This window comes from Micropruina sp., assembly GCF_047607385.1.
Lineage (GTDB): Bacteria > Actinomycetota > Actinomycetes > Propionibacteriales > Propionibacteriaceae > Micropruina.
The window spans coordinates 23,462-38,779 of record NZ_JASGDE010000123.1; the positions used below are offsets into that span (position 1 = coordinate 23,462).

The following is a 15,318-nucleotide window of genomic DNA, read 5'->3' on the forward strand; positions in this document are numbered from 1 at the left end:
CCGGGATGCTCTCGTCATCCCGGCGAACGCCGGGATCTCCGCGGCCGCAGCGGCCAGCGCTCGGCAGGGAGGCCGTCGGCCAGCTCCGCGACGCTGGGCCACGGAGCAGGCCATCCGCCGACTGCGGCGTCGACCTCGATGGTGGTGCGTTCGACGTTCATCGGTATGCCTCCAACAACTCGGCGAGTGTTCGGCGGCCGATGCCCCGTTGCCGGGGGTCGGTGCTGGTCGCGGCGTCCAAGGCCGCAGCCGGCATGGTCGCGACGAGGTCACGAACGCGGTCGAAGGCGAAGCCGGTTGTGCGCAAGACCACGGACCCACCTGCGTCAGCCCGCAGCCCTAGTGAGCGGACGGTGTCATCGAGGTCGGTCGCGGCGAGGTAGCCGTCGACACTCTCGTCGATCGCGTCGGTGAGTCCGAGTAGTCGGAGGTTGGTGGAGGCGATCTTGTCGCGTAGCCGGGGGAGTGCCGCCCGGTGGGCGTCATAGGTGCGCACCCGGGCGCGGTCCCGCATCCGGGTCAGCAGGTCATCGACGTCGGTGGTGTCGTGCAATGTCGACCGGAGTCGCGAGGCTTGGACGGTACCGAGCCAGTCGGCATCGAGGCCGGACAGGAGTGCCACGGCACCCCACGCGGTGTGCTCGGCCCAGGCCCGGGTGCGACCCTGACGCTGAGACTGGATGTAGCGATCGACGGAAGTGCGGTCGATGAGCCCCCGCGCCACCCGGCTGAGTGAGCCGGCGTCCGCAAGTCGCCGGGCATGACGAGTTGATACCCCGAGGGCGCTCGCCGCCTCCTTGATCGTGAGGAACTCGCCGGCCATAACAGATAATGTCCTATACCGGACCTAATCTGTAAAGCGCGGGTGAGGGTCGCGGTCAGCGAGGCCGCCTCTACCTTGCCCGACACCGGCTGGTCGAGGGCTGTTCGCATCGATCCTGATGCAGCTATGATGCAGAGATGCGAACCACGGTTGACCTGCCGCCGGCGGTTCACCGGCGTGCTCGGGAGTTGGCTGCTCGGAGAGGGCAGTCCCTGTCGTCGGTGATCGCCGACCTCACGGTGCGCGGGCTGGCCCAACTCGACGATCCGGTGACGTTGCAGACGGACTCGAGGACCGGGCTGCCGGTGCTCTCGCTGGGTCGTTCCGTAACGTCCGCCGATGTTGCCGAAGTGCTCGATGACGAATGACGACGTACCTGCTGGACGCCAATGTCCTGATCGCGCTCACCGTTCGCGAACACGAGCATCATGACCGCGCGAGCGAGTGGTTGGCGAGGGTGGAGGAGTTCGCGTTGTCGCCGGTCGTGGAAGGCGCGCTCGTCCGGTTCCTGCTGCGCACCGGTGAGTCCGGCGCCACGACTCACGCCATTCTGAGTGGCGTCCGGCAGCACGCGCGGTGTCGGTTCCTGCCGGACGACTCCTCGTATCTCGATGCCGACCTGCCGAACCTGCGCGGCCATCGCCAGGCCATGGACGCCTACCTCGCCGCCTCGGCCTGGCGACATGGCGTTCTGCTGGCCACTCTCGATGCCGGCCTGGCGCAGCTGCATCCGGACGTCGCCCGGCTGCTGCCTGAGTAGGCAGTCGGGTTGTGGGCTGCGCAGACACAAGCTATCCATCTGCGCACCGCGCGATCTCATCGAGTCATGAGCCATCCCTTGGTCGAGTTCGATTCTGGCGGGTGAGATCCGGGCGGCCAGAGTGGGAAACCGCCATCGCGTGCCGTACTCGGAGTTCCAGCGATTCCGCGACGCGATGTTGGACGATGTCGTTCGCATGTCCGCGCCAGACATCGAAGCGGAGTTGTTCGGTGACCGGTGACGATCCCCTGGCATGCGGGATCCGTCGCGGACGCCATCCGAGCTGCACGCGGTGGTCGCGCGCCAGCATCCTCGACTATTTCAGCGATTTCGGGAGGCTCTCGATGTCGAGCCGCAGGCTGCCGCGCACCGGGAGCCGGCTGTTCTGTTTCGCGGCCTGATCTGCCTGGTCTGTCTGATCGGGCAGTCTCGTGATGCTGATCTGGTTGACGGATTGTGTCCGGCGTGTAGGCATTGAGTCGCCCGGTTTCCGCATGCGACGAGGCCGCTTGTCACCGAGGCGGGTCAGCACGTTGGCTGTTCCGGGCCCCGGGACAGAGCGGCCCCGCTTGGATGTGAGCGGCAGCGGCTACTTGATTTCGAGCACCGGGGTTCCGGCGGTGGCGTGGCCGGTGGTCAGCTTCAGGCGCTTGCCGTCCAGGTTGGTGATCACCACGATGACGGTGGTCTCTTTGCCCTGCCCGACGACGTAGCCCAGGTCCATGGTGGCCAGCGGCTGGCCGGCGCTGACCTTGTCACCCTGGGTGACCTTGATGTCGAAACCCTCGCCCTTGAGCGCGACGGTGTCGATGCCCATGTGGACGAGCACGTCCAGGCCGTCGTCGCTGTGCAGGATGATCGCGTGCTTGGTCGGGAAGATGCTGACGATCTCCCCGTTGAACGGCGACACCACCCCGTCGGACGTGGGTCGTACCGCGAAGCCGTCGCCCATCGTCTTGCTGGCGAAGACCGGGTCGGACACCGCGTCCATCGCGATCACATCGCCGTCGGCCACCGCCAGCAGGGTCGGGGCCGGCTTCTTCTTGAATCCGAAAACCATTTGAATGTCACTTCCTCGGGTGCGTTGGGTTGGTGCTTGGTGAGTGCGCGGGCGCACAGGACGCCCGAACTTGTCGCGCGGTGTCCCGGGCGATCTCGGCGGAGAGGCCGATGTAGTTCTCCGGTTTCAGTAGCTCGGCGATCTCGGCCTGATCGAAGGCGGAGTTGACCACCTCGTTCTCGAGCAGCACCTCGGAGTACTTGCGGTGATTGACGGTGGCGTCGATGGCCAGGTCGTACACCAACTCGTGGGCCTGGTCCTTGCCGAGCCGTTCCGCGAGTTTCATCATGATGTACTCGCTGTTGTCGATGCCGTGGTTCAGATTGGCGTTGGCGTGCAACCGCTCGGCGTTCACGCCCAGCGTTGCCGAAAGCTCCACCATGCGTACGATCACTTCCCGCATCAACCCGACGGCCTCGTCCAGAATCCCGTCGAACAGCATGTTGGACGTGCTGTCGGCCTCGAAGGGACGAGCGCTGGAGAAATACCCCACGGTGGTCAGCGAGTACAGCTTCTGCGCGTTGGCGATGATCCCCTTGGACAGCTTGGGGTTGATCTTGTGCGGCATGGTGGAACTGCCGATGGTGCCCTTCTTGAAGCCTTCGGAAACTTCCCCGAACTCCTCGATGGAGGTCTGGAAGACCTCTTCGGCGAGTTTGTGGAAGTTGTTGGCCAGCAACGCCAGAGCGTTGATGTACTCCACCTTCGGTGAGTTGATCGCTCGCGACGGGATCTGCATCACGTCCATGCCGAGGATCTCGCCGACCCGGCGCTGCACGTCCAACCCGACCGCGCCGGTGGAGTTGAAGGCTCCGACGGCGCCGCCCATCATGACGGTGAACACCCGCGGCTCCAGCTGCTCCAGCCGCTGCACGCTCATCAGGATCTCCGACATCCAGGTGGCGACCTTGTAGCCGAAGGTGATCGGGATCGCATGCTTGCCGTGGGTGCGGCCCGCCATCACGCTGTCGGCCTGCGCCTCGGCGAGATCGGCGAGATTGAGCAGGATCTGCCGGGTGAGCTCCAGGAACTTCCGGTTCACCTGCTTCAGGATGATGCTCTGCGAACTCTGCTGGATGTTCTGCGTCGTACTGCCGAAGTGGATGTACTTGCCGGCCTCGGGATCGCAGGCCTTGACGAACACCTTGACGAAGGGCACGAAGCCGTGGCCCACCGTGCGGTAGATCTCGTCCATCAACGCAAGATCCAGGTTCTCGTACTTGGCGTTGGCCTTGATGTTCTCCGCCGCCTCGCGCGGGATCACGCCGTGCTCGGCCTGTGCCTGGGCCAGTGCGGCCTCCACGTCCAGCCAGGTCTGCAGCTTGACCTCTCGCGACAACAGCCGGCTGATGCCGTGGTCGTCGAGGGTCCTGCTGCTCGAATCTGTCAGTGCCACGACGGACCCCTATTTCTTCATGGCCGCGTCGACCGCGTTGCGGACGAACTCGACATAGGGCCCGAACACGATGTGGATGTGGCCCTTCTGTGGGAAGAACACACCGCTGGTGCCGGTGTCCTTGAGCAGGTCCTGGTTGACCTTGTCGTTGTCCACCAGGTCGACGCGCAATCGAGAGACGCAGTTGTCGACGTTCTTGATGTTGTCCTTGCCGCCCAGGCCGATGATGACGAGTTCGGCGATGTCGTCGTAGCGCTTCTCGATCAGCAGGGTTCGATCGCCCATGGCCTTCTCTCGGCCCAGCGTCTCGAGATTCCATTTGGTGATGACGAAACGGAAGACGAAGTAGAACACCACCGCGTTGACCAGGCCGAGCAGCACCAGGTTGAGCCAGTTGGTGTCGTCGTAGAGCAGCCCGAAGATGCCGAAGTCGAAGATGGTGCCGCGGATGTAGCCGATGCTGATGTGCAGGAACTGCAGTGGTATGGCCAGCAGGCCGCACAGGCCGGCGTACAGGATGAACAGGCCCGGGGCGATGAACAGGAAGGAGAACTCGATCGGTTCGGTGATGTTGCCCAGGAACGCGGTCAGCACCACCGTCAGGATGGCCGCCTTGGCGATCTGCTTGTTCTCCTTGAACGCGGTGTGATACATCGCCAGGCCGATCGCTGGAATGCGGAACAGCGTGGTCAGCATCTGGCCGGTGCCGAGGTAGCCGAACAGCTTGGGGCCGTAGTCGGTCCAGGCCTGGCTGCCCGGGCCCTGGTTGAAGAGCACCTCGTTGGCGGCCGGCAGGATGCCCACGAAGGGCTGGCCGTTGATCATGTAGGTGCCGCCGGCCTCGGTGAACCGCACCACCGACGCCAGCACGTGATGCAGGCCGAAGGGAATGCATAGTCGGTGCGCCATCCAGTACAGGCCGACGCCGAAGGTGTCGTTCATGAAGATCGGCGAGATGAAGATCAGCACCTTGGTGAACAGGCCCCAGACGATCGGCAGCACGAACCCCAGTGGAATCATCAGCAGGAAGGTGGCGATGGCCACGAACTTCTTGCCGCCGAAGAAGGCGAAGGCCAGCGGCAGCTCGATGGCTCCCCATTTGTCGCAGCAATAGGCCGCCAGCAGTCCGGCGATGATGCCGCCGGCCGCCTCCAGGCGCACGGTCTGGACGCCGAGCACCAGGCCCTGGCCGGCGGCGCGCATCAGATCGGGATCCTTGACCAGCGAGCCGGTGACGATCAGGTAGATGTTCATCACCATCTGCATGGTCAGGTAGCCGACCACGGAGGAGAACACCGCGATGCCCTTGTCGCGCTTGCACATGCCGTAGGCCACACCCATGGCGAAGAGCAGCGGGATGTTGTCGAACACCACCTGGGCGATGGTGCCGAGGCTGGTCAGCACCTCTTGGACGATGTCGTTGCCCAGCCAGGGGGCCTTCTCGGTCAGGTACTTCTGGGTGAGGGCGTTCGCGATGCCCATGATCATGCCGACCGGGGCGAGGACGGCGATGGGTAACAGCAGCGATCTACCGAAGGTCTGAATGCCCTTCTTGAAGTCGGCCATCGTTATCACTCCTTCTATTCATCGAGTCGAAAGACGAGTTCGGGGTTGCAGTGGGCGCGGCAACCGTTGTCGCGCGGTGAAGAACAGCACTGATGGATCGATTCATCAATCGGCCTGCGTCGCCGCTGGGCCGATCCGGTGGAGGCGTGAGGGATCGATTCACCACTGGTCAGGATGTCAGGCCCGCCGAGGGGGAGTCAAGGATCACCAGGTCGCGGCGCACCCGCACGACTCCCTGACCATCAGCTGGGGTTCGAAGACCCGGGACAGGCCGTCCGGCAGCACCCGGAAGCTGCCGGTGGAGTCGTCCGCAACCGACTCCGGGTCGTCGCCGATCTGTTCCAGGATGAGTTGGGCGGCGGCCCTGCCGAGGGTGATCGGGTTGGTGGCGACGCTGGTCAGCGGCGGTTCCCAGAGTGCGGCGTTGTGGACGTTGTCGTAGCCGATGATGCGGATGCCCTGGGCTCGGCCACTGGATCGCAGGGCGCGGTAGACGCCGAATGCCACGCTGTCGCTGTGGCAGACGATGGCGTCGGGCAATGGGCCGCCGGCCAGCAGCTGCTTGCCGATCAGCAGACCGCCCGGGCCGGTCGAGCTGCCCGGAATGTCCTGCAGCTGCCCGGGGTCCACGCCTCCGGCCGCCAGCCCGAGCTGGATGCCCCGGCGCCGGTCGTGCCGCGACACCATCCCGGCCGAGCCGCCGACGTAGGCGAACGACCGGCTGCCGTGCTGGAGCAGATGTTCGGCCGCCAGCCGTCCGCCGAGCACATCGTCGGGACCGACGTAGGGGGCCGGGACGCCGGGCAGGTAGCGGGTCATCAGCACGTGCGGAAGCCGGGCCTGGGCGAGTTGTTCCAGGAGTCCGGGAGACGTGCCGGTCGCCGGCACGATGGCGAGGGCCGCGATGCGTTGCTCGCGAAGCTCGGCGACCAGGATGTCCTGCCGGGCCGGATCGTCGGCCGTGGTGGCCACCAGCGAGAGGAAACCGGCGGCGGTCAGCGCCGCCTCCAGCCCCACCAGCAACTCGGCGTGGAACGGGCTGGCGATGTGGGTGACCATCACCCCCACCGTCCGGGTCCGCTGGGTGCGCAGCGAGGCGGCGCTGCGGTTGTAGACGTAGCCCAGCTCGCGCATCGCGCGATGCACCCGCTCGCGGGTGTCCTCGGAGAAGCGGCCACCGCCGGACATCACGTTGGACGCGGTGGTCCGGGACACCCCGGCGCGTGCGGCGACGTCCTTCAGGGTGATCTCGTGCCGCATGGCCAGAACCTAGCAGCCCGCTACGCGGCCAGGATGTCCTCGATCAGCCGCGCCACGGCGTCCTGCTCGTTGGAGACGGTGACCACATCGGCGGCTGCCAGCGCCTCCGGAGTGGCGTTCGCGACCGCGACGCCGCACCCTGCCCAGCGCAGCATCTCCACATCGTTGACGTTGTCGCCGACCGCCACCACCGCGGCCGCGTCGATCCCCCAGTTCGCGGCGACCCGGGCCAGCGCGGACGCCTTGGTGACGCCGGCGCGAGCCACCTCGATCCAGGACGCACCCGACATGGTGGGCTGGCAGCCGGGGACGGCGAGCTCCACCGCGGCGGCGTAGACCTCGTCGACCGGGACGCCGGCCACCTTCGCGACGAGCTTCACCGAGCCGACGCGGAGCACCTCGTCCAGCGGCGCCTCGCGCTGGTCGGGTGGCCAGGGCGCCTGGTTGCCGGCGACCGCCTCCAGGTAGCCGAACTGGGCCCGGACGGTGTTGCCACCGTTGCGGAAGGAGGCGACCTTGACGTGGGGGAATACGTTGCGCAGGCCGAAGGTGAGGGCCGTTTGGGCGTCCGGTTCGAGGATCTCCTGGGACAGGATCTCGCCGCTGCCCAGGTCGGCCACGACCGCTCCGTTGCAACCGATGCCCAGCCCGGCCAGGGCAGTGCCCTGCACGAAGGTGGCCTGTGAGTAGGGCTGTCGCCCGGACACCGCCAGCACCCGGATGCCGGCGGCCGCCGCTGCGTCCAGGGCGGTGCGGGTGCGGGCGCTGATCGAGCGGGGCTCGCCGCTGAGCAGGGTGCGGTCCATGTCGGTGGCGATCAGCCGGACGGTGTCGCGGGTGGGTGTCATGATCCCAGGCTGCCGAACGAGGTGAGCAGGAACGACACGGCCACGCCGATCGCCAGCCCGGCCAGGGTCCACGCCGTTCGGGGCGCCTTCTTGAGGGGGAAGAGGGCGGCGGCGCCGATCACCGCCGCGACCCCCAGGGTCAGCCCCGCCATCGGCCGGCCCTGCGTGGTGAACAGGCCGCAGAGGAATCCGAGCGCGGTGAGGAGAGCCTGGTGGTGTGTCGATCCACCAGTCAGTAGATCGACGATCTGTTTCATGACGGCGAGTGTAGCCGTGACGTGCCGAGCCGCTTACCGGACGCCGTCCACCCAGGTGCCGCGGTGCAGCACGGCGTCCACCCGCAGGTCGTCGTCCAGCACCACCAGATCGGCCGGTCCGCCGACGGTCAGGCCGGCGACGTCCAGGCCCATCGCTCGGGCCGGGTTGAGGCAGGCCTGCTGCACGGCCAACTGCAGCGCGGCGTCCCGCTCCAGCCCGGAGCCCAGGACGGCGTTGCGGAAGACCAGGTCCATGGTGGCGGTGCTGCCGGCGATGGTGTTGGTGCCGGCCACCCGGGCCACGCCGTCGGTGACGTCCACGTCCAGGGCGCCGAGGGTGTAGGCGCCGTCGGACATGCCGGCCGCCGCCATCGCGTCGGTGATCAGCGCCACCCGGTCGGGGCCGACCCAGTTGGTGACGTTGCGGTACAGCGCCGGGTGCAGGTGGACGCCGTCGTTGATCAGCTCGACGGTGACCCGGGGGTCCTCGATCAGCGCGGTGATCGGACCCGGCTCCCGGTGATGCAGCGGACGCATCGCGTTGAACAGGTGGGTGGCGGCCCGCGCCCCCGCCTCGATGCCGGCCCGGGTCTCGGCGTAGGTGGCGTTGGTGTGGCCGATCGCGGCGACCGCGCCGGCGTCCACCATCCGTCGGATGGCCGGCACCGCGCGATGCAGCTCGGGGGCGATGGTGACCATTCGGATGGTGCCCTTGCCGGCGGCGAAGACCCGGTCGATCTCGGCGCGGTCCGGGTCGCGCAGCGCGCTGGGCTCGTGCGCCCCGCAACGCTGCGACGACAGCCACGGCCCCTCCAGGTGGATGCCGGCCAGCAGCCCGTCCTGGACCTGCTCGGCCAGCACCGCCACCTGGCGCAGCAACTCGTCCGGATGCGCCGAGACCAGGGACGCGATCATCGACGTGGTGCCGTGCCGGCGATGCAGGTCGCGGCTGGCCAGCGAGCTCTCGGCGCTCGCTTCCGGGAAGGCCCCCGAGCCGCCGCCATGGGTGTGCATGTCGACGAACCCGGGGACGACGGTGACGGCGCCCAGCGCGTGCTCGGGGACGCCCGCCGGCGTCCCCGAGCCGAGCGCTGTGACCACGGAGCCGGTGACCTCCAGCCACCCGGGAGCGAGTACCTCGGTGCCGGTGACGATCCGCTCAGCGGTGATCAGCATGTCGGTGGCCTTCCTGCTCGATGAAGCCTCACAGACCTTGCCAGGCCGGCTTGGCGGTGTAGGTCTCGCGGTAGTACGAACCCAATTGCAGCCTGCTCGCCGCCGCCTCGTCCAGCAGCACCGTGACATGCGGGTGGTGCTGCAGGATCGTCGCCGGCCACAGCGCACTGACCGAGCCCTCGGCCATGTGGTGGACGGCCTCGGCCTTCGCGGTGCCGCTGGCCACCAGCACGATGTGCCGGGCCGCCATGATCGTGCCCAGGCCCTGGGTGATGCAGTGGGTGGGCACCTGGTCGATGTCGCCGTCGAAGAACCGGGCGTTGTCCACCCGGGTCTGCTTGGTCAGCGTCTTGATCCGGGTCCGGGACGCCAGCGACGAGCCGGGCTCGTTGAAGCCGATGTGCCCGTCGGTGCCGATCCCGAGGATCTGCAGGTCGACGCCGCCGGCCGCCGCGATGGCCGCCTCGTAGGAGGCGCAGAACGCGGGGATGTCGGAGGCCAGGCCGTCCGGGCCGTGCACGGCGTCGGCGGCGAAGTCGACCCGGTTCACGAAGTCCCGGCGGATCACGTTGTGGTACGTCTCCGGGTGCTCCGCCGGCAGGCCGACGTACTCGTCCAGGGTGAACCCACGGGCCTGCGCGAACGACACCGCGCCGGCGGCGTGCCGGGCCGCCAGCTCGTCGTAGATGGCCAGCGGGGACGACCCGGTGGCCAGGCCGAGCACGGCGTCCGGCTTGTGCTGCAGCAGGGTGACGATGGCGTCGGCCCCGAGCTTGCCGGCGGCGGTGGCGTCCGGACGGATGACGATCTCCATGATTGGTTGTTTCTCCTTGTCGGGTGGGTGTGGGCTGATTCAGCGGGTGGTGATGATGGCGTCCAGGGCGGCCAGTTCGGCGCCGATGACGGCGTCGGTGAAGGCGATGTCACCCTGTTTCTTGTCCATCACCACGACCGGGATGATCGGGTTGCGGCCGGTGGCCTCGACGGCCGGGACGTCGAAGGTGATCATCGGCTGGCCGGCCTCGACCACGTCGCCCTGGGCGACATGGGCGGTGAAGCCTTCACCGTTGAGTTGCACGGTGTCCAGGCCGAGGTGGACCAGGACGCCGACGTTGTCCGGGGTGACGATCACGTAGGCGTGCGGCCACAGGGTGAGCACCGTGCCGGCGACCGGGGCGACCGCCTCGACCACGCCGCGGGGCGGGTCGATGGCCAGGCCGTAGCCGACGATGCCCTGGGCGAAGGTGGCGTCCGGGACGTCTTTCAGGGCGACCGGACGACCCGGTACCGGGGCCAGGATGGTGGTCGGGGCGACCGTGGCCGCGGCGGCGGGTGCGGCGACCGGCTCGTCGACGACCGGGACGTCGGGCACCGGCGTGCTGGGCGCCGGACCGGCCAGCGCGTTGATGATCTCGCCCTTCAGCACGTCGGCCTGGGTGCCGAAGATGGCCTGGACGTTGTTGCCGACCTCGACGACCCCGGCGGCACCGAGCGCCTTGAGCCGGGCCTTGTCGACCTTGTCCTTGTCGGCGACCTCCATCCGGAGCCGGGTGATGCAGGCGTCCACGTGCTGCAGGTTCTCGCGTCCGCCGAAGGCCGCGATCAGCTGCTCGGCCTTCCGGCTGCCGCCGGTGCCGGTCGCGGCGGCGGCACCGTCCTCGTCGGTCAGGTTGGCGGCCTGCTCGGCCTCGAAGTCGGCGTCCGGCTGGCGGCCCGGGGTGCGCAGGTTCCACTTCACGATGACGAACCGGAACAGCAGGTAGTAGACGATGAAGAAGACCACGCCCAGGCCGACCAGCAGCGGGATGTTCTTCGCGGCGGGCGCCGTCCCGTAGAGCAGCAGGTCGATCAGGCCGGCCGAGAACGAGAAGCCCAGGTGGATGTCCAGCAGGTAGGCGATGGCCAGCGCGAGGCCGGTCAGCACCGCGTGGATGATGTAGAGCGGCATCGCGACGAACATGAAGGCGTACTCCAGCGGCTCGGTGATGCCGGTGAGGAACGCGGTCAGGCCGGCGGCCGACAGGATGCCGATGGCGACCTTCTTCTGGGCCGGCTTGGCGACGTGGATCATCGCCAGCGCGGCGGCGGGCAGGCCGAACATCAGCACCGGGTAGAAGCCGGCGGTGAGCAGTCCGGCGGAGGGGTCGCCGGCGGCGAAGCGGGTCAGCTCGCCGGTCACGATCTTGCCGGCCGGGGTGGGGTACGAGCCGTACAGGAACCAGATGAACGAGTTCAGGATGTGGTGCAGGCCGAGCGGGATCAGCATCCGGTTGGCGAAGCCGTAGAGGAAGGCGCCGATCGCACCGGTGCCGCCGATCGCGGCGCCGACCCCGGTCAGGCCGGTGTTGAAGATCGGGTAGAAGTAGCTCAGCCCGAAGCCGATGAGGAGGCTCGCGAAGGCCACGACGATCGGCACGAACCGACGGCCGCCGAAGAAGCCCAGGTAGGCGGGCAGCTGGATGTCGTGGTACTTGTCGAACAGCCAGGCGGTGACCAGGCCGATGATCAGGCCGGCGAAGACGCTGTAGTTGATCTGGGCCTGCTCACCCTGGGCATCGGTGACGCCGGCCAGGACGATGGGCGACATCGACTTGAAGACGGCCTCGATCACCAGGTAGCCGGCAACCGCGGAGAGCGCGGTGGAGCCGTCCGCCTTCTTGGCGAAACCGATCGCGACACCCACGGCGAACAGCAGCGGCAGGGCGGTGAAGACCGATCCGCCGCCGGCGCTCATCGCGTCGAAGAACGGGCCGATCACCGGGGCGTCGATCTGGCCGAGCAGGTCGGGCTGGCCGAGCCGCAGCAGCAGGCCGGCGGCCGGCAGCAGGGCGATGGGGAGCATCAGGCTCTTGCCCAGGCGCTGAAGCTGGGCGAATCCGGGGAAGCCGCCCCCGGACTTCTTGGCCGGGGTTCCGGCGGTGGTGGTGCTCATCTGTCTCCTCGTGTGGCTGAGCGGCGGGACTCGTCGATGGATTGGTTTAGACCAATAAGGAGAGATTGGCATAGACCAATCTGCCGCGTCAACCCCTGGCACCAATTTGGTCTAGTCCAATATCCTGACGGTCACATGGGCAGTCCACACCCGGAAGGGACGGTTGTGAAGGTTCCGAAGTACTACCGGATCAAGGAGCAGATCCTGGAGCTGATCGGCGACCTGCCGCCGGGTTCCGCGGTGCCCACCGAACGCGAGCTGGCCACCCGGTTCGACACCTCTCGGACGACGGTGCGGCAGGCCATCGCCGAGCTCGTGGTGGACGGCAAGCTGGTCCGCACCCAGGGCAGCGGCACCTTCGTGGCCCAGCCCAAGATGATGCGGGTCCGTCCGCTGAGCTCCTTCTCCCAGGACCTGGCGATGGACGGCTGGCGTCCGGGCAGCGTGGTGCTGGACATCTCCGAGCTGACCGCGGACGCCGAACTGGCCGAGCATCTGCGGGTGCCGGCCGGCAGCCGGGTGCAGCGGGTGGAGCGGTTGCGGACCGCCTTCGACGAGCCGATCGCCCACGAGGTCGCCTACCTGCCCCGCCCGCTGCCGGAACTGGCGCGACGGCTGGCCGAGCACGGCTCGCTGTACCGGACGCTGCGCGAGGACTACGGAGCCGTGGTCAGCACCGCGGAGGACATCGTCGAGACCGTGCTGGCCGACCCGGTCACCGCCGACCTGCTCGGCGTGGACACCGGGCTACCGATGCTGCTGGTCTACCGCACCGGCTGGGACGCCGACGGCAACGTGGTGGAGTGGACGGCGTCGAAGTTCCGCGGCGACCGGTTCCGGTTCATGTCCCGGCAGCGGCTCGACCAGCCGGACGCCGTCCAGGTCTCCTGACCCGCGGTCGGTCGATCGGCGGCCGGTTCGCTAGCTGTCGGTCGGCGGCTCGGCGTCCTTGGCCGCCTCGGCCTGGGCCAGCTGGGCCTGCTCGGTGGCGGCCTTGCGCAGCGCCACGGCCCGGTGGAAGTCGGCCTGGGTGGGCATCCCGTAGGCCCGTGCGGTGGAGTCGTGCAGCTCCACCACGTAGCGGTAGATCCGCTCGGCGAACTGGTGCGCGATCTCGCCCGGCGCGGCCTTGAGCGGGCGTCCGAAGACCACGTGCACGTGCGGACGCCCCGACGGCGGACGGGTGGCGCCGTAGGGCATGGCGGCGAAGGCGCCGACCAGGGCCAGCGGCAGCACCGGCACGTTGCGGCTGATCGACAGCGCCGCGTGGCCCGGGGTGAAGTTCTTCATCGCACCGGTACGGGACCGGGTGCCCTCGGGGAAGAGCAGCAGCGGGACGCCCTCGCCGAGCAGCACGCCGGCGACCCCCTTGCGGTTCCGCAGGCCCTTGCGGTCGACCGGGAAGGCGTTGAAGAACAGCCGGGTGGCGGCAGCGGTGTACCACTTGTCGAAGAAGTAGTCGGCGGCGGCGCCGGCGGCCAGGTTGCGGCTCAGCCGGCGCGGCAGGGCGCCCATGATCAGCGGGGCGTCCAGGTGGCTGGAGTGATTCGCGACCGCGATGAACGGCGGCTTCAGGCCGTCCAGGTTGCGGCGTCCGTGCTCGTGCACGTGCAGCGCCGACCAGATGTACGGCTTCATCACCAGCTGCTGAGCAGCGAACCGGGCAGCCGCGCCGGGTGCGGACGAGTACCGGTTGGTGTTGTCCTCAGCCACCACGTCCCTTCCGCCCGATCGGATCATGCGACTTGTCTCAGCAAACCTTAGGGGAGTCGGCTCACTGACGGCTTCTGCTCAAGATACGGGAGGCCCATCGGACGGCGGAACGGGGTGCGTGCCTGGCTAGCAGTTTCTGTAGCTTCCAGCGCTTCGTGGGCACCGAGATGACCCTCTTGTTGTCGGCATCGGCCAAAGTCTCGCGGGCAACTCTGTCGGAATCCACCCAGATGAAATCCGGGATCGACGAGGTGCGGATGCCGGCCCGCTGGTGGAACTCGGTGCGCACCCAGCCCGGGTTGACCGCGGTGACCTGCACCCCGGTGCCGTGCAACTCGTTCGCCAGGCCCTCGGAGTAGGACAGCACCCAGGCCTTGATCGGCGAATAGCCGCCCTGGCTGATGTAGGCGGCCAGCGACGCCACGTTGACGATCAGCCCGTGACCGCGGGCCTTCATCGCCCGTCCGGCGGCGCCGCCGAGTGCCAGCACGGCCAGGCACATCACGTCGATGGCGTGCTGGTGGGCGTCCAGGTCGTCGTCCAGCAGTTTCACGTGCAACCCGTACCCGGCGTTGTTGACCAGGATCTCGATCGGACGGTCGGCGTCGGACAGGCGTTCGGCGACCCGCAGCACGTCGGCGCGGACGGAGAGGTCGGCCGGCAGGGTGTCCACCGCAACCCGGTAGCGCTCGGTCAGCTCGGCGGCGCAGGACGCCAGCCGCTCGGGATCGCGGGCGACCAGGACCAGGTCGTGGCCGCGTCCGGCGAGTTCCCGGGCGAAGGCGGCGCCGATGCCGGAGGTTCCGCCGGTGATCAGTGCGGTAGCCATGGCCCAACGCTATCGGGCACAGCGCTATCGGTGCCGGGCAGTTTAAGGCGTCCCCGCGTGTCGCGGGCAGCGGTGCTTGTAGGGTCAAACATGGACACTGCGGAGACGATGCTGGACGCGGCCGAGGCCTTCGTCGCCCTGGTCAGTGAGATCCCCCACGACGCCTGGGATCGCCCGGCGCTGGGAGTCTGGGACGTCCGATCGCTGGTCGGGCACACCGCGCGAGCCATCACCACGGCCCGGGACTACCTGAACAAGCCCGCCGACGCGATCGAGCTGCGATCCGCGGCCGACTATCTGGCGGCCGGCTACCTGGTGGACCGCTCCTTGCACGATGCGGTGGCGGAGCGGGGCGTCGCGGCCGGGCACGATCTGGGCGACGAGCCGGCGGAGGTGATCGAGACGATGATCGGACGCCTCCGGGTGGCCATCGCGGGCATTCGGCGAGATCCGGTGATCATGACGCTGCTCGGTGCGATGCGGTTCTCCGACTACCTGGAGACCCGCACCGTCGAGCTGGTCGTGCACACCTCGGACATCGCGCTGGCGGTGGGACGCGAGCCGCGGCTGCCGCCGGCCGCGGTGGCCCGGACGCTGCACATCATCTGCGACGCGGCAATGCTGAACGGACGCGGCCTGGCGGCGGTGCGGCAGTTGAGCGCCCGGGACGGTTCCGCCTTCGAACTGCTGTGATGCGG

General features: G+C 68.3%; 16 protein-coding genes. 4 read left to right on the forward strand and 12 right to left on the reverse strand.

The window, feature by feature from the left end; genetic code table 11:
- Nucleotides 1-157 precede the first annotated feature (157 nt).
- Nucleotides 158-823 carry a helix-turn-helix domain-containing protein gene (locus QM582_RS11200; RefSeq protein WP_415084418.1) on the reverse strand — a complete coding sequence of 222 codons (666 nt, stop codon included), beginning with the start codon at nucleotides 821-823 and terminating at the stop codon, nucleotides 158-160.
- A 137-nt stretch (nucleotides 824-960) separates the two neighbouring features.
- Between QM582_RS11200 and QM582_RS11205 the strand changes: the two genes are divergently transcribed.
- On the forward strand, nucleotides 961-1,191 hold the full coding sequence (locus tag QM582_RS11205) for a hypothetical protein (RefSeq protein ID WP_415084419.1): 231 nt from the start codon (nucleotides 961-963) through the stop codon (nucleotides 1,189-1,191).
- Complete coding sequence (locus QM582_RS11210; RefSeq protein ID WP_415084421.1) at nucleotides 1,188-1,583, forward strand: TA system VapC family ribonuclease toxin; 396 nt, start codon at nucleotides 1,188-1,190, stop codon at nucleotides 1,581-1,583. Before QM582_RS11205 ends, QM582_RS11210 begins: the two co-directional genes overlap by 4 nt.
- A gap of 589 nt (nucleotides 1,584-2,172) precedes the next feature.
- Here QM582_RS11210 and QM582_RS11215 read toward each other — a convergent pair.
- The 9 genes from QM582_RS11215 to QM582_RS11255 form a co-directional block, all read right to left on the reverse strand.
- Nucleotides 2,173-2,643, reverse strand: coding sequence for a PTS sugar transporter subunit IIA (locus QM582_RS11215; protein ID WP_415084422.1), 471 nt, complete (start codon nucleotides 2,641-2,643; stop codon nucleotides 2,173-2,175).
- 7 nt (nucleotides 2,644-2,650) lie between these two features.
- Complete coding sequence (locus tag QM582_RS11220; RefSeq protein ID WP_415084424.1) at nucleotides 2,651-4,039, reverse strand: adenylosuccinate lyase family protein; 1,389 nt, start codon at nucleotides 4,037-4,039, stop codon at nucleotides 2,651-2,653.
- Nucleotides 4,040-4,048: 9 nt separating this feature from the next.
- Entirely contained in the window at nucleotides 4,049-5,605 is a 1,557-nt protein-coding gene (locus QM582_RS11225; protein ID WP_415084425.1) for a PTS transporter subunit EIIC, read from the reverse strand.
- A 204-nt stretch (nucleotides 5,606-5,809) separates the two neighbouring features.
- Complete coding sequence (locus QM582_RS11230; protein ID WP_415084427.1) at nucleotides 5,810-6,865, reverse strand: LacI family DNA-binding transcriptional regulator; 1,056 nt, start codon at nucleotides 6,863-6,865, stop codon at nucleotides 5,810-5,812.
- Nucleotides 6,866-6,885: 20 nt separating this feature from the next.
- Nucleotides 6,886-7,713, reverse strand: coding sequence for an HAD family hydrolase (locus QM582_RS11235; RefSeq protein ID WP_415084429.1), 828 nt, complete (start codon nucleotides 7,711-7,713; stop codon nucleotides 6,886-6,888).
- On the reverse strand, nucleotides 7,710-7,970 hold the full coding sequence (locus QM582_RS11240; RefSeq protein ID WP_415084431.1) for a hypothetical protein: 261 nt from the start codon (nucleotides 7,968-7,970) through the stop codon (nucleotides 7,710-7,712). Before QM582_RS11240 ends, QM582_RS11235 begins: the two co-directional genes overlap by 4 nt.
- A gap of 33 nt (nucleotides 7,971-8,003) precedes the next feature.
- Entirely contained in the window at nucleotides 8,004-9,146 is a 1,143-nt protein-coding gene (gene nagA / locus QM582_RS11245; protein ID WP_415084433.1) for an N-acetylglucosamine-6-phosphate deacetylase, read from the reverse strand.
- A gap of 28 nt (nucleotides 9,147-9,174) precedes the next feature.
- On the reverse strand, nucleotides 9,175-9,960 hold the full coding sequence (gene nagB, locus QM582_RS11250; protein ID WP_415084434.1) for a glucosamine-6-phosphate deaminase: 786 nt from the start codon (nucleotides 9,958-9,960) through the stop codon (nucleotides 9,175-9,177).
- A gap of 39 nt (nucleotides 9,961-9,999) precedes the next feature.
- Nucleotides 10,000-12,078 (reverse strand): glucose PTS transporter subunit IIA, encoded by a 2,079-nt coding sequence (locus QM582_RS11255; RefSeq protein ID WP_415084436.1) that lies wholly within the window; start codon nucleotides 12,076-12,078, stop codon nucleotides 10,000-10,002.
- Between the two features lie 165 nt (nucleotides 12,079-12,243).
- Here QM582_RS11255 and QM582_RS11260 point away from each other — a divergent pair, with 165 nt between their 5' ends.
- The gene (locus QM582_RS11260) at nucleotides 12,244-12,969 is read left to right on the forward strand and encodes a GntR family transcriptional regulator (protein WP_415084437.1); all 726 of its coding nucleotides are present in this window, start codon (nucleotides 12,244-12,246) and stop codon (nucleotides 12,967-12,969) included.
- A gap of 30 nt (nucleotides 12,970-12,999) precedes the next feature.
- Here the strand turns inward: QM582_RS11260 and QM582_RS11265 are convergent, their stop codons facing one another.
- Both QM582_RS11265 and QM582_RS11270 read right to left on the reverse strand, forming a co-directional pair.
- On the reverse strand, nucleotides 13,000-13,791 hold the full coding sequence (locus QM582_RS11265) for a lysophospholipid acyltransferase family protein (protein ID WP_415084439.1): 792 nt from the start codon (nucleotides 13,789-13,791) through the stop codon (nucleotides 13,000-13,002).
- 61 nt (nucleotides 13,792-13,852) lie between these two features.
- Nucleotides 13,853-14,620, reverse strand: coding sequence for an SDR family NAD(P)-dependent oxidoreductase (locus QM582_RS11270; protein ID WP_415084441.1), 768 nt, complete (start codon nucleotides 14,618-14,620; stop codon nucleotides 13,853-13,855).
- 90 nt (nucleotides 14,621-14,710) lie between these two features.
- Here QM582_RS11270 and QM582_RS11275 point away from each other — a divergent pair, with 90 nt between their 5' ends.
- Nucleotides 14,711-15,313 (forward strand): maleylpyruvate isomerase family mycothiol-dependent enzyme, encoded by a 603-nt coding sequence (locus QM582_RS11275; protein WP_415084443.1) that lies wholly within the window; start codon nucleotides 14,711-14,713, stop codon nucleotides 15,311-15,313.
- Nucleotides 15,314-15,318 lie beyond the last annotated feature (5 nt).